Genomic DNA, 13,256 nt, shown 5'->3' on the forward strand with positions numbered 1-13,256 from the left:
ACATCGCCGGATCCAAATGCTACCAAGAGGCCATAGCAAGGCCGTGACCGCTGAGGCTTTCCCTCCGTCGCGATCAAAACTGTCAAAAGATTGTCCCCGCCGATCAAGCAAGCCGCCGCGGCTGGTCTACGCTGATCCCAAAGACGGCGAATGATCCGCGGCATCTGCGCAGTCTCCGTGCTGACTGCCGGGCGGAGTGCGGGGCAGACCAGGAGGCACCGACAATGAAGCACGTTACCTTTCGATCACGGGGCGCGGCACCTACAAGGACGGCTCTCGGCCTTCTTGCCGCCATGGCCATCACGGGCGCTTTTGCGCCTGCCGCTTGGGCGGAGGACGGGGAGGCCCAGAAAATCCTGAAAACCATCGCCAACTACGTCAGCCGTCAGGAGAACCTGGCGCTGAAATATGATTCCGATATCGAGGTGATGACTCCGGCGGTCGAGAAGATCCAGTTCAGTGCCTCGGGCGACGTCACCTTGAGCCGACCGAACAAGTTCCGCATCAGCCGCACCGGCGGTTACGCCGATGTCGAGCTCATCTCGGATGGATCCAGCGTGACGGTCTATGACCGCGGCGGCAACCGGTTCGCCCAGGTAACCGGATCCCCCTCCTTCGATGAGGCCGTCGACAGGCTTCGCAACGAAGCGTCACTCGAACTTCCGGGAGCCGATCTCCTGCTGTCAAAGCCCTACGACGAGCTGATGGCGGGAGTGCTGGAGGCCAAGCACATCGGCCGCGGTGTCGTCGAAGGTCTCGAGTGCGAGTATCTCGCTTTCCGCAATCTCGACACCGATTGGCAGATCTGGGTCGAGGTCGGCGACAAGCCGCTGCCGCGCAAATATGTCATCCCCAGCAAGGCAGTCGGTGCCGCGCCGCAGTACACGCTGCGGCTCCGGGACTGGAAAACCGGTGTGAGCCCGGCCTCGGACGCATTTGCCTTCAAGCCGCCGGATGGCTCCAGCGGTGTGGCGATTACTGTCCTCAAAGACATCGATGAGATCCCAGAGGGCGTCGTTCCCGGAGGCATCAAATGACTACGCTCAAATCAACAGGCCTTGTAGCCCTCACAGCGTTGCCCCCCGGTGCACCCCTGTTCTGGAGTGGCAGCGGGCCAGCGCTATCCGGCTCGTTCATGAGCAGCGCGGAGGCGAGGATCGGGCGCCCGGCAACGCCCATGAGCTATGCCGGCGTGGCCCGCCGAACCACCCGCCGCTCCGTCGCCTATGGGGCGGCCGCTGGAGCGGCCGCCGCGGGGACGTACTATTACGCCAATCCCGGCTACCGGCAGGTTGTGAATGCCTACGGCCAGATCGTCTATAGCTGCCCGCAGCTGACTTCGCTCGAATGGGACGGCCCCAGCACAGGCAACGGAGGCGACGGCATCGCAGGTGAGTGACTACTCGGCCACCGAGACCTTGCGGAACGGCCGCACGGTCGAAATCTGCGCGCTGAGGCCGGCGGACCGGGCCGGGTTGCTGGCCGCCGTCGGCCGTGTCAGCGACCGGTCCCTGTACCGGCGCTTCTTCGCCTTCAAGCGCGGCTTCACGGAGCAAGAAATCGACTTCTACCTCATCGACTTCTACCTCAATGTCGATTTCGAGGGCCACATGATGTAGCGCTGGCGCTCATAGGGCGGCAGAATGCCGTTATCTCCCGTAATGCCCGGCCGCTCATAGCTCGCCGGCGTGTACATGAACCGCCAATCCAGCTTGTCTCTCATCCCGGGAATTGAATTCCGGAAGACGGCGAACAGCGCACCAACTCCGTTCGCTACGATGTCCTCGCGTGAGAAGCGGTGCCTGCCGGTGAACCCATCCATAGTCTCGGCGAGGTCCATGATGCCGAAGGCGGCGAGCGCGGCCGTGATGGGCGCGCCTGAGGGATTGACGCATTGGCCCGGATCCTGTCCGTCAGGAGGTCGGCAATGACATAGGTCGAAAACGAGTGCCCGATTTTGTCCATACCGCCGTGCCGGGTGTTCTTGGAGAATTATCCTTCCTCGATGGTCTGAAACCCTGACGTGTTACCCCAGTCCCAGTCCTTGAAGCCGATAACGGCCATGCCTGCTCCAACGATGGCCAGTTCTCATCGGATAGCATGCAGATGATCGCCGAGCTGGTCGAGCAGTAGAATGTCAGAGGGACGGGCGCCGGCTCAAGGCCTGCCTGCAAAGGGCGGCGCAGCTAGGGTGGCCGCGCTGTGGGCGGTCTCGTATGGTGCTTCTTGGTTCGGGTCACGGAGCGGGCTTCCGAGGTTCCGCTTGGTTGCGCCAGAGCTGCCTCTGGATGGAAAACGGTCCCGAGGGCGGCAAGAGAAGCGACAAAGACGACGATCCGCATCAATTGCTTCTCTTCAGAGTTCCTCGGCCGGATCTTCCTATGGCAAGTGGCCGAACGAAAGGCCCGGGCTGTGCCGGGCCTTTCCATTGTGGAGATGAACGGCTCAGTAAGTGCCGAACTTGAAGTTCAGCTTGGCGCGTGCGACGAAGAACTCGTTTTCGTCATTGCCAAACCCGGGAGCGAAAACGGGCTGCATCGGTCCTACGGCTGGGGTGAAGGTCCCGATCTGACGGTCGAAGACGTTATTGTCGTCATTGTCGACGCTGATCCATAACCCTTCCAAGCCGAAGGTGGCGGCCGAAGTTGATGGTAGCGGATTCATTCAATCACCGATCAAAACAGTTCCCGGTAATGATTATTCCCGCCGGACTTTTGATATCGCCAACATCCTTCGCATCTTTGATGGCCGCGTTGAGCTCCGTGACAATTGGCTCAAGTTCGCGCAAGTAAGTGTCGCGCGCAGCCTGGCATGCGTTCTTGCTGCTAAATTCAATACTATGAATGGCCGGAACGAAGCGGGCCTGTGACGGGTGCCCGTACATCAGAATAGTTATGAGGAGTACCGACATCACACCTGACCTCCTTTGATCTCGCAAGCTGCCTTGTCTGGCTCCTACCATATGGTAAGGGCGATCGGAAACTGTCGCAAATTGTTCGGCAGCTTCGTTGGGCATACCCTCTTGTGCGGTCCGAAGGCGTTTGATGTTGAGCCAACCGCCACTTCGGTCGCCGAGCGATCCTCCTGTGCGAATAGAACAAACTCGCGCACAGCCTCAGCCTTCGGAAACTGGAAGAGATGAGGGCGAAACAAAGTGTGCAGTCGATCACACCACGATCCATAGTGACCGCCCACCCGGCAAACGGCATGTGGATGAGACCTATATCAGGACCCGTGTTTACTGGCGGTACCTGTATCACGCCATCGACAGCAACGGCGACATTCCCGATCCATCGCCGTTGATAATATCCTGCGCCTTATAGAAGCATCCTCGTGATCTTTGAGTTATCGGCGAGTGTGTCTCCGCAGAAAAATCTTAAGAGAAAAGGACGGATGACCAAAACGGTCAAGACTTTGTCCCCTCTGGTCAAGCACAACATGCATTTGCGACAGATAATGTGAGGCTCTGACGAAGAGTGCACTCCGCGTCAACACCATGTATAATGTGCCAGCCGCAATGAGGATCACCATGAGAATGTCGATTGTTCTTGCGAGTGCTGCCCTGATAACCATCGGCGGAATCGGGCTTGCCGCGGCGCAACCCAACCCAGTTCGGGGAACACCGGGGTCTCCCTTCCCCTACGCGGCTGCTCACGAAGTGCAGATGTTCAACGGGGTCCCCTGCCGGACGATGTATGACAAACGCCTCAATGCTCGTGTGCCCATCCAATGCGCGGGCGAGGTCCATGTCCCCAGGGTCGATGTCGGCACGACCGGGAGCACTGGCTCGAGCGTTGCAACGGGAGTTCCCATCTCTGGCACGCCGGGATCCCTCTTTCCTTATGCAAGGCCTGAGGAGATCAGAATGTACAATGGGGTTCCGTGCCGGACGATGTACGACAAACGGCTCGGCGCTCGTGTCCCCATCGCATGCGCCGGCGACGTCATGGTCCGCGGGGCCCAGTGACCGACGAGGTGCTGGGTCGGACAATGCCTGTCTGGCCTTGAACGGGAGTCATTCCGGCGTGGAACAGGCTTGTTCCCAGGAGGAAGATTACCCATGCATCGTCATCTGGCCATTTCCTCGCTGATCGCGACATCGGCCCTGATAGGCAACGCCGCTCTGGCGCAGCAGCAATTCGACGGACGCTGGAGCATTCATGCCGTCCCTGAAAAAGGCGGCTGTCGGAGAGGGCACAATTACACGGTCGTGGTCGAGAACGGCATTCCTCGAAACGCAGCCGCGCAAGGCAATCGAGATAAGGCGATCGGCGGACTGGGGCGGGACGGGGGTGTGCGGATCAGTGTTCAACGTCGCAGGGCCCATGTCGCGATCACCGGGAAGCTCTCAGAGCGTTCAGGTTTCGGCGCATGGACGGTCACCGGGAGCATAGCCTGCTCAGGGAGGTGGGCCGCCTCCAAATGGGGATGAGCAAAGGAATCGTCCGTTGACCGAAACTGTCAGCGTCTTGTCCCGATTGATCAAGCATCTCTGCGTAGTAGGGCCAGAATTCATCTGGTCGATATAGGGAGGCGGAAATGAAGCTTCTGATTGCGTTGTCGGCGCTCATCGCCGGATTCATCGCCGCAAGTACTGAAGAGGCCCGTGCCGTGGTTTACTGCCAGTATATCAACTATCCTGTCGGTTGTGTCGTGCGGTCCGGTGTCGTGTTGCGGCCGCGGCCGGTTGCGCGCGCCGTGGTGACGCCGGGTGTCGGTGCTCCAGGCGTTGGCGTGCGGCCTGGAACGCCGATGAACCGTGGCGGTCCGGTCAATCGTGTGGGTCGGCGCTGAGTTGCTGTCCCGACATATCCAGCGAAGCCGTCCCCTCTCGTGTGCAACCGAGTTCTAGGCGGATGGGGGCTGTTTGCGCACGGAAGCGCATGATTCCGTCGATGCGCGCAAACATAGCGTGGGATGGTGCAAGGGGACGAACCAATGGACCAGAACGCGCCCGACCTTGGCACCGGGCCTGAATCGTCGGCCATGTTCGACACCACGCTTCGGATCGGGCTGGTGGCCGTACTGGTTTATGCCTGCGCCCGGATCGTCCTGCCGTTTGCCTTCATTCTGATGTGGTCAGCGATCCTGGCGGTAGTGCTGTACCCTCTGCATGTGCGCCTCGCCACCTATCTCGGGCAGCGCTGGTCGGCGCTGCTGATTGGGCTGATTGGTGTTGCGGTGATGTTGGGGCCGATGGTCATCGTGGTGACATCGCTCGCGACGTCGCTATACTCGCTGATCTCGAGCTTGCAGAGCCGCGAGTTAATCATGCCGCCGCCACCGCTATGGCTCGATGCTACGCCCCTGGTCGGCAAAAAGCTGACGGAGATCTGGGCTCTTGTCGCCAGCAACCTGCCGGCGGCCCTCACCAAATATGGCCATTTGCTGAGCGGGCCTTTGGCTTGGTTGGCGTCGTTCGCCGGCGGCCTGGCCCTTGGCGAACTGTCATTCGTTCTTTCATTTGGAATTGCCGCCGTGCTCATCGCCTATGGCAAGGGGGCGACCGAATTTGCCCGGCGCTTGCTGGTTCGTGTCACTGGAAGCACAGCGCGCGCAATGCAGTTGGTCACGTTGACCGCAGCCACGATCCGCGGCGTCGGGCTCGGCGTGGTCGGCGTGGCGCTGATTCAGGCGGTGCTCTTAGGGGTAGGCTTCTTCGTCATCGGACTTCAGGCGGCCGGTCCTCTGACGCTCCTTGCGCTCTTGCTGGGGATCATGCAGATCCCTTTGCTTCTGCTAGTGCTTCCCGTCGTCATCTATGTTTTCGCGACGGAGCCCACGCAGGCGGCCATCATCTTTCTCATCTGGAACATTGTCGTCGGACTGAGCGACAACATCCTGAGGCCATTGATGCTCGGCAGAGGACTGGACGTGCCCATGCCAGTCATTCTGCTGGGTGTCATCGGCGGCGTCATTGTCGATGGGCTTCTCGGTTTATTCGTCGGTCCTGTGCTTCTCGCCGTCAGTTATGTGCTTCTGGTGGAATGGTTGCAGCAAAACCCCGCCAATGGCCAACATCGACACGATAAGGCTACGTCATCGTAGCGATGGCACTTGAAGTATTGGACTCGACACTCCCAACTTAGAATAGATGAAGAACGAGATGGGTGCTGTCCGCCTCCCGCCGTGTCTCGATGCCGAGCCCGCTTTCCCTGACGATCTTCAACATGGCGGTGTTCTCAGGAAGAACATCGGCGATCAGCGTCTTGAGCCCGGCACTACGCGCGATGTTCACGAGGTGGCGCATAAGCACCGTGCCGATGCCTTGTCCCTGGTACGCATCGTCGATGGCGAAGGGACCTCGGCCTGGCCTGAAGGCTCCAAGATGTAGCGACACCCGCCGACGATTTCCGGCTGGCCATCCACTTCCAGCAATGCGACTAAGGCGACGTGGCCCTCGAAATCGACATTGAGATAGAAGTCGATTTCTTGCTCTGTGAAGCCGCGTTTGAAGGCGAAGAAGCGCCGGTACAGGGACCGGTCGCTGACACGGCCGACGGCGGCCAGCAACCCCGCTCGATCCGTCGGCCTCAGCGCACGGATTTCAATTATGCGGCCGTCCCGCAGGGTCTCGGTGGCGGAGTAATCCCTCACATGCATGGCTGCCTCCTGAAAGTCCCAATGGGGCGATGCCAAATGCCTTGACATTCTGGGCCATGAATCCGCATCATCGGCTCACCGCGGCGCCGTCTCTCCCGTCAATTTGTCTGCCGATCTGGGCGATGGCTTGCTGATAGACGGAAGCGGCATTCCAGGCTTGGATTGCGCTGAAATTGGCTTCGCCGGGCTGATAGCCTGCACCCGCGCGCCAGCCGTTGGCCTTGAGAAAATTGGCCGTCGACGCGAGTGCGTTTACGGCGACATCGAGGTCGCCGCCGTTGCCGTAGTTCAGGATGCTCTTGGGCAGGAACTGGGTCTGTCCGACTTCGCCGTGCATGGAGCCGCGCGTATCCGCCGAGAGTATGCCACGGTCCATTAGGGTCAGAGTGGCGTAGAGCTGTTCGGTGAAAAAGGCGGGCCGACGGCAATCATAGGCGAGCGTTGCCATCGCAGACAGCGTGTTTTGGTTCCCCCGCTGACGTCCGAAGGCTGTTTCCATGCCCCAGATCGCCAGAAGCGGCCCTGGCGGGACGCCGAAGCGTTGCTCAAGAGACGCGAAGAGCGCTGCTTGGGACTGTTTGAGTGCTCCTCCCCGCGCAATGATCGTCGGGCCGCCCCGCTTGGCGAGAAATTGATCAAGCGACAGGCGGAAGCCCTTCTGGCCACGATCGGCGGCAATTGTCGCCGTTGCATAAGTTGTCTCCATGAGAGCATTGACGGTCGCGGCACTGACGCCTCTTGCTCGCGCTTCGTCGGCAGACTGCTTCTTCCAGGAGGCGAAACCATCCGCCGTGCTTCCGCACTGGGCCGCTATCGCCGGATTGACCATCCCAACGAGTAACACCGAGGCTAATCCAGCGAAGCGATTGAGCAATCTATCAAGGGTCATTCGCGTCTCCTCTCGCATCGGTCGTATGGAATGATATGCTTACGCGTCATCAGGGCTGAGATGAGGCGGCAAAATGGTAATTCACACTCTCTAGGGCGGGCTCCCTCACGTCGGAAGTGCCACAGACAGGAATCGTTGAATCATCTCGCGGCGATGAGCGCTCTCATTCCAGATTGATCGCTCCCACTCCAAAGCCTGCCTTGTCATGGGTGATCCAGACCGCTCCCTCGCCAAGCATCATCCCTTTGTCCCGAACGAACACTGTCTCAAAGTCCGATCTTGCGACGCTCTCGCGGAGGCGTGCATTGAGAACAGTTTCCTTCGCCGCCATAAGCTGATCGCGATTGCGGATGCTTCGCCTGGTTTTTCCAGTCACCGCCAGAGGATAGTTCACGACCTGGGCGAGAAGCCGGATATCGTTCGAGCGAAAGGCCGCTTTGACGCGCCTGAAGCTGTAATAGGCCTCCTGCGGATCGAAGTTCATGCTGCGATAGCTGGCCTCGATCTCGGGCGTCAGATCCGGTCGGGAGAAACCCGCCGGTGGAGTTCTTACAGGCAAATCCATGGATCTGCGCAATTCCCGCACGAGAAGGTTCAAGGCCCTGTGACGATCGTAGAGAGTCTGCAACTCCGGTGAGCGGCTTTGCTCTGCTCCACTCGCAAGGGATCCTGTAATCTCCGCCGCATTAGCCCCTGTCTGTTGCGACCCTCTCGCGGTGGCCGTCTTCTCTATCGCGTCATCGAGCTGTGTGTGTGCGATCCAGAGCCTTTCCTCGACTTCGGCAAGCACCTGTTCATAGGAGGGCCTGAACCCTGGGCCTTTCGAGAGATCTGAGGGGAGGGCTTTCATAGCCTCCTGTGGCTTCGGTCCTTGCGGTTCGCCTGCCGGGTATCGGGGGTCGATCTTGTACGCTCTGCCATAGACTCGGACGAAGAAAGGGTCTGCAAGGATTGGTGCAGAGCAAAGGACGACTGTAAGCCCCACGAAGAGCCCGAGAATCTTTGCGTTGAAGCGGACCATCGCCGCCTCCATTCACAAGGAGATCGGGTACCTCAATCCAGGCCCCGTATTGCTAAGGCTCGACGGAATAATAGCAGAAAACCGACTGGGCAGCGATGAGGAAGCTTTCAATTTTCTCATCGGGCAAAATCATGGATCGGGAACAGTGCCCTGATGCATACCAAGCCCCAAAGTAAAGGCGGCCTAAGCTGATGCTCTCAGCTGCTGCCGTGACGCATCTCGAGGGTGACGATCCTCGCCAGCAAGGTTGCCGGATAAAGTTGGCCGATGAGGCTTTCGAGGGTGCATAGGGTACGTGCGATTGGATGCACAGGAACGATGTCGCCAAACCCTGTCGATGTCAGGGTGACGAAACTCAGGTAAAAGACGGAATTCGCCAGGGCCGCGTTGTCTTCGAAGGCGATTCCCTTGAAGGCGTCCGGGCTCGACAGCCCGACAAACATAAACAACGTCCCAAACAATACGGCGATAAGCAGGTAGAGTAGGATGGCGCCAACGATCCGGTGATAGGTGACACGACCGCGCCTGAAGACAGCCTGGGCGACCACCGCGCCAAGAGTGACCGCGATGGCAAGCCACGCCGCCGCTAATAGATAAAGGTTGTATGGCCAGGGGGGATAGTAAAGACGCAGCACGAAGACGACGATATTCGCCATGAGGCAGATGAACATCACGATCACAGCCGCAGGATGCTCGGAGATGACGAACATGCTGCCGACGATTGCCAGAAGGGCCGCGATCGCGAAGCCTTGGAACACGAAGATTCCCATGGCCTGAAGCGGCGCAAATACAAACATCGCGAACATGAGCACTACGGTCAGCAGGGTGAGCAGCCGGTCCGTATACAGTCGCCGCATCTGGCGAACCTTGCTTATGCGATCCACAATCCGAAGCATTCCGGTCGCATGATAGCGTTTATTGCCCGGTTGTGCATGGATTCTGAAGTAGAGTGATTCAACGGGTGGAGCTACGGTCGCAATCCTTTCAGTCTGATCGTCGCGTAAACAGTGGTATAATGAACGAACCGCACAACCCGGTGATCGTCGGCCAGCCAGCTTTGGCTTGATGTGGATCAACGTTGTCTTATACGATCCGTCCCGCCGTGCCGCGGCGGAACAACACCAATGCCAAATCCCGCCTGGGGTGACGAGAACCGGCAAGAGGCAGAAAGATGAGTGACATCGTGCCCTCGTCTAAGAATGCCATCCGCTCACGTAACCCATCCGCAGTTTCCGTTGGCTAGGGGATAGCCTGCGGAGGCCGTAGCTTCACAGGTATCGAGCAGGGAAATCCCTGAGGCTGCATACCAAGGCCGAGCATGGCTGCACCCGACTAAAGCATCAAAACATCAATAGCCCTCTTGCCACGTCTCTTGCCACGTAGATTCCGTCCACACGGGGCGTCCTGTGAATTATGCCGCGCTTGTTAGAGTTCCTCCGGGATCACTCTGATGTCCATCTCTCCTGAGCGCTGAAGACCCCGTGCATCTCTACCGGACTGAACCGCTGCTTCAGGTTGCGCAGTTCGGGCCGCCCAGCGTCGTGTGCGTCGTTGAAGTGGATGAGGTCGGGGAAACGGGCCATAAGGTGGTAGCGCAGCAAAAGCGCAAGCCCTGGGAGGCTAAGATCAGTGATGCAAAGATAGTTGCATCCCATGGTGGAGGTGATCGGACCCGAGAAGGCAAAGCCGCGCGCCTCTCCGTCGACTTTAACCACCAGCCCTTTGAGCAGGGAAGGTGGAAAAGGATCGGCTACCGTCAGACAGGCGGCCATATGCCTGTACGCGACGCCGATCTTCATGCGGTTGGCAACGAGCCGCTGCCGCCAAGCTTCCGCAAGGGCGAGGCAGGCAGGCTGATCCGCAGGGGTGAAGGGTCGTGTCTCGACCATCCCCTGCCTGAGGGCGCGTGCCATCTCTTGCCGCAATTTCCTGAAGCCCGACCCCTCCAGGGCCATGACGGCCGCACGGTCATAGATGAACTCTTCGCATCTAAGGGAAATCACAAAGCCTTCCCGCGCGATCCTCAGCACCTGAGCCTCTTGCACAATAACGATCTTACTCGAGCGTTTGCTGTTGAAGTCTCGCATTCGCCGTAAGGCGTGCCGCAGCGCCGCCGGGTCGAAGGGGAACGGAGGAAAGTACAGGCTCATCTGCGCGTTTGCCTTTGCGCCTGAGCTGTCCCTCCGCTGGCGGATCAAGTAGACAAGGATTGACCCAGCGTGGCGCTCCCAGCGCAGCATATGCGTCCTAGACCACGCGTCGAAATACAAACTGGGGAAGTAATAAAACGCCGACTTGATCCGCTCGTGCTCTGCCGCTGCGAGGAAGGCGTCAGCATCTCTGGCCTCAATAGAGGCAAGATCTGTCAATTCGGCAGCCCGTTCCATCATCTGAAATCGGGAGCGATCTTGGTCAGCGGGGTCCGCGTTTGGCCGAAGAAAGAGCGTCATCACGATCCCCCAATGCCCTTGGCAAGGGTTGTTGCGCTACCCGCAATGCATCGCAGTTTAGCCGCGATATCTCGCGAAGTTAGGGTGCCTTCTGAGGTAGCTCAATCGTAGCGCGTATCGTCTCAGTTCAGTAAACTGCCTTCCGCGAAGTTCGCATTGTGCTACGCGAACGTCGGGTTGTGGCACATGGCGGACGAAGAACGAACGTCAGCTTTTTCGCGGTGAGCGGACCTTCCTTGAGGCTCATTCTATCTCACGGTTGCGATCGTGGTCGAATGGCCACACAAGAAGCCCTAAGCGTTTTCGCGACGTCCTCGGAATGCTTAAGAATGCACTGTATGCACTTGCGCATAGGATTGCCGACAACAGGGCCGTGAACAGGATAACCGAGATGCCGGATGGAAGGCTGTTTCAGTGGCTCAGGCACGACTTGCAGCCTCTTGAGCCTGGTCCTTCCGACGAGGCTCTGATCGAACTGGTCGAAGACGCCAAGCGCATCACCAAGCTTTACCTAGAAAGGCCCAGGAAGCTGCGTCCCTCGGCAGTTGCCCGCGAGTTGACCAGCCTCGCAACGAACCTCGAGAAAGCGGCCAAAGCCGTAGAGAAGCTGGGGAACCAGGGCCTCTTGCTGATTGTCGCTATGTCGGAGGTAAATCCAGATTCTGGCGACCTCGATATGAGGCAGCACATCTTATATCTGCAGCGCATGGCCGCCTGGAGTCGCAAGGCCGCGGACGTTGCCCAGCAGAACAGTCTGTCCGCTCAAGACAACAAGGGCGGTCCGACTCCGACCCAGGAGCTTCGGGAACTGATATCGGCGCTTGTGCTGTCCTATCAAGAGGTGCTTGGCATCAGGCCAACCCACACGGTAGACAAGGACATTCACTTAGCGGTTGGTGGATTCACGGGTTTCGTCAAAGAAGCCCTTCGTCTGTATGCCCCAGAGGGTGTCGTGTTCGAGCCGCGGCTAATCGACAAGGTGGTTGAAGAGAAGCTCGATCTTCGCGACCTCGAGTTCTTCGAGCCGCCGTCTTTTCCATAAAGCGCACAAAATGCGTTGAGTTAGGGAGTTCGACCAACCGTCACCTGGAGACGATCGTTGCACCGCGCACGCGCCTGTCGATGCTGGTCGGCCTGAAGGTGATGATGCAGGCAATGGCGCCGGATCGGAACTGGCGCTGGCTGCAGGAGGCCTGCAACCGGGTCCAGATCAATGCCAAACCCAGCCGCGACAAGCGGGCCCGGATGCGCCCGACAGCAGAGATCTTCGCCGCTGCGGTCGCGGAGTTGGAGCACCTGCCCAGCGGGAGCCTATCGCTCAAGCAGGCCTTGACCTACCGCGATGCCCTGATGCTGGCCTTGCTGGCGGCCCGCCCGTTGCGGGTGAAGAACTTCTCCGCTTTGGAGTTGGGGCGCCATCTCTTCGCGTTGGACGATGGGTGGCTCATCGCGATTCCGGCGGAGGAGACCAAGACCCATCAGCCCCTCAGCTTCGAGCTGCCCGAGCCGCTGTTGCCCTGGTTCGCGCGCTACCTGTCCGAGGTGCGGGTACTGTTTCCGCATGCGGCCGAATCGTCCAGGCTGTGGCTCGGCAAGGAAAGTGTCATGCGCGATTCCCACGCTGTCTATCGCCGGATCACTAAACTGACCCGACGGCTGTTTGGAACGCCAATCAATCCGCATCTCCTGCGCGGCTGCGCCGCTGCTCGGTCACCGGCAGTTCTCGACCACTGAGCGCTACTACATCCAGGCCGACAACCTTGCGGCCAGCCGCCGCCATGGTGTGGCTCTCGACCGGCTCAAAGCTGCCCTGGAGGACTTGGCATGAAGCGTGCCGCCATTTACGCCCGCTATTCGAGCGAGAACCAGCGCGACGCCTCGATCGAGGACCAGATCGAAGTCTGCCGCCGCTATGCCGCACAACTCGGGCTCCAGGTCACAGCGACCTTTCAGGATCGCGCGCGCTCGGGAGCCAGCAGCAACCGGCCCGGCTACAGGGACTTGCTGGCGCAATCGAGACGAGGCGCTTTTGAGGTGGTGATTGTCGAGGCCCTCGACCGGCTTGCCCGCAAGCTGTCGGATGTGGCCAGTCTCCATGACGAGCTGCAGTTCCACGGTATGAGCCTGCACGCGGTTAATGTCGGGGCGACCAGGCGCGGATCCTCACGCTTTGCTCAACAGGCGCTGAAGAGGCGAAGCCGCTTCGCACGGCGCGTGTTGCAGGCTTCAGACACGACGAAGCCCCCGTGCATATTTGCACGAGGGCTTTTTGTGTTTGGTTGCGGGGACAGGA

Annotated in this window: 17 protein-coding genes and 1 pseudogene; 9 read left to right on the plus strand and 9 right to left on the minus strand. The window is 59.5% G+C overall.

The window, feature by feature from the left end:
• Window positions 1-224: 224 nt before the first annotated feature.
• From AB4Y85_RS18315 to AB4Y85_RS18325, 3 genes are read left to right on the plus strand one after another with little or no spacing between them, the layout of a single operon-like run.
• A complete protein-coding gene (locus tag AB4Y85_RS18315; RefSeq protein ID WP_441986357.1) occupies window positions 225-1,037 on the plus strand; it encodes a DUF2092 domain-containing protein in 813 nt (270 codons plus the stop codon).
• Window positions 1,034-1,399, plus strand: a complete 366-nt coding sequence (locus AB4Y85_RS18320; protein WP_441986358.1) for a hypothetical protein — start codon at window positions 1,034-1,036, stop codon at window positions 1,397-1,399. The genes AB4Y85_RS18315 and AB4Y85_RS18320 overlap by 4 nt, the downstream gene beginning before the upstream one ends.
• A complete protein-coding gene (locus tag AB4Y85_RS18325) occupies window positions 1,392-1,619 on the plus strand; it encodes a hypothetical protein (RefSeq protein WP_441986359.1) in 228 nt (75 codons plus the stop codon). Before AB4Y85_RS18320 ends, AB4Y85_RS18325 begins: the two co-directional genes overlap by 8 nt.
• Here AB4Y85_RS18325 and AB4Y85_RS18330 read toward each other — a convergent pair.
• The 3 genes and pseudogenes from AB4Y85_RS18330 to AB4Y85_RS18340 form a co-directional block, all read right to left on the minus strand.
• Window positions 1,583-1,980 (minus strand): annotated as a pseudogene (locus AB4Y85_RS18330) (DUF2279 domain-containing protein); the annotation flags it as partial. The gene AB4Y85_RS18325 and the pseudogene AB4Y85_RS18330 sit on opposite strands and share 37 nt — an antisense overlap.
• A gap of 465 nt (window positions 1,981-2,445) precedes the next feature.
• Window positions 2,446-2,664 (minus strand): hypothetical protein, encoded by a 219-nt coding sequence (locus AB4Y85_RS18335; RefSeq protein WP_441986360.1) that lies wholly within the window; start codon window positions 2,662-2,664, stop codon window positions 2,446-2,448.
• 4 nt (window positions 2,665-2,668) lie between these two features.
• Window positions 2,669-2,911, minus strand: coding sequence for a hypothetical protein (locus AB4Y85_RS18340; RefSeq protein WP_441986361.1), 243 nt, complete (start codon window positions 2,909-2,911; stop codon window positions 2,669-2,671).
• Window positions 2,912-4,060: 1,149 nt separating this feature from the next.
• Between AB4Y85_RS18340 and AB4Y85_RS18345 the strand changes: the two genes are divergently transcribed.
• The 3 genes from AB4Y85_RS18345 (at window position 4,061) to AB4Y85_RS18355 (ending at window position 6,048) form a co-directional block, all read left to right on the plus strand.
• A complete protein-coding gene (locus AB4Y85_RS18345) occupies window positions 4,061-4,432 on the plus strand; it encodes a hypothetical protein (RefSeq protein ID WP_441986362.1) in 372 nt (123 codons plus the stop codon).
• Window positions 4,433-4,539: 107 nt separating this feature from the next.
• On the plus strand, window positions 4,540-4,794 hold the full coding sequence (locus AB4Y85_RS18350; RefSeq protein WP_441986363.1) for a hypothetical protein: 255 nt from the start codon (window positions 4,540-4,542) through the stop codon (window positions 4,792-4,794).
• A 144-nt stretch (window positions 4,795-4,938) separates the two neighbouring features.
• Window positions 4,939-6,048, plus strand: a complete 1,110-nt coding sequence (locus tag AB4Y85_RS18355; protein ID WP_441986364.1) for an AI-2E family transporter — start codon at window positions 4,939-4,941, stop codon at window positions 6,046-6,048.
• Between the two features lie 37 nt (window positions 6,049-6,085).
• On the opposite strand, the gene AB4Y85_RS18360 is transcribed toward AB4Y85_RS18355, so the two are convergent.
• The 6 genes from AB4Y85_RS18360 to AB4Y85_RS18385 form a co-directional block, all read right to left on the minus strand.
• A complete protein-coding gene (locus AB4Y85_RS18360) occupies window positions 6,086-6,238 on the minus strand; it encodes a hypothetical protein (RefSeq protein WP_441986365.1) in 153 nt (50 codons plus the stop codon).
• Entirely contained in the window at window positions 6,235-6,603 is a 369-nt protein-coding gene (locus AB4Y85_RS18365; protein WP_441986366.1) for a hypothetical protein, read from the minus strand. Before AB4Y85_RS18365 ends, AB4Y85_RS18360 begins: the two co-directional genes overlap by 4 nt.
• Window positions 6,604-6,670: 67 nt before the next feature.
• Entirely contained in the window at window positions 6,671-7,492 is an 822-nt protein-coding gene (locus tag AB4Y85_RS18370) for a lytic murein transglycosylase (protein ID WP_441986367.1), read from the minus strand.
• 163 nt (window positions 7,493-7,655) lie between these two features.
• Window positions 7,656-8,342: a hypothetical protein gene (locus tag AB4Y85_RS18375; protein ID WP_441986368.1), complete on the minus strand. Its 687-nt coding sequence runs from the start codon at window positions 8,340-8,342 to the stop codon at window positions 7,656-7,658.
• Window positions 8,343-8,710: 368 nt separating this feature from the next.
• Entirely contained in the window at window positions 8,711-9,370 is a 660-nt protein-coding gene (locus AB4Y85_RS18380; RefSeq protein WP_441986369.1) for an ion channel, read from the minus strand.
• A gap of 585 nt (window positions 9,371-9,955) precedes the next feature.
• Entirely contained in the window at window positions 9,956-10,963 is a 1,008-nt protein-coding gene (locus AB4Y85_RS18385; RefSeq protein WP_441986370.1) for a phosphatidylglycerol lysyltransferase domain-containing protein, read from the minus strand.
• A gap of 391 nt (window positions 10,964-11,354) precedes the next feature.
• Here AB4Y85_RS18385 and AB4Y85_RS18390 point away from each other — a divergent pair, with 391 nt between their 5' ends.
• The 3 genes from AB4Y85_RS18390 to AB4Y85_RS18400 all read left to right on the plus strand — a co-directional run.
• Window positions 11,355-12,005: a hypothetical protein gene (locus tag AB4Y85_RS18390; RefSeq protein ID WP_441986371.1), complete on the plus strand. Its 651-nt coding sequence runs from the start codon at window positions 11,355-11,357 to the stop codon at window positions 12,003-12,005.
• 80 nt (window positions 12,006-12,085) lie between these two features.
• Window positions 12,086-12,697, plus strand: coding sequence for a hypothetical protein (locus AB4Y85_RS18395; RefSeq protein ID WP_441986372.1), 612 nt, complete (start codon window positions 12,086-12,088; stop codon window positions 12,695-12,697).
• A 90-nt stretch (window positions 12,698-12,787) separates the two neighbouring features.
• Window positions 12,788-13,256 (plus strand): recombinase family protein (locus AB4Y85_RS18400; RefSeq protein WP_441986373.1); only part of this gene is annotated, 469 nt, incomplete at its 3' end.

The organism is Microvirga sp. 2YAF29, assembly GCF_052114605.1.
In the GTDB taxonomy this organism is placed as follows: domain Bacteria; phylum Pseudomonadota; class Alphaproteobacteria; order Rhizobiales; family Beijerinckiaceae; genus Microvirga.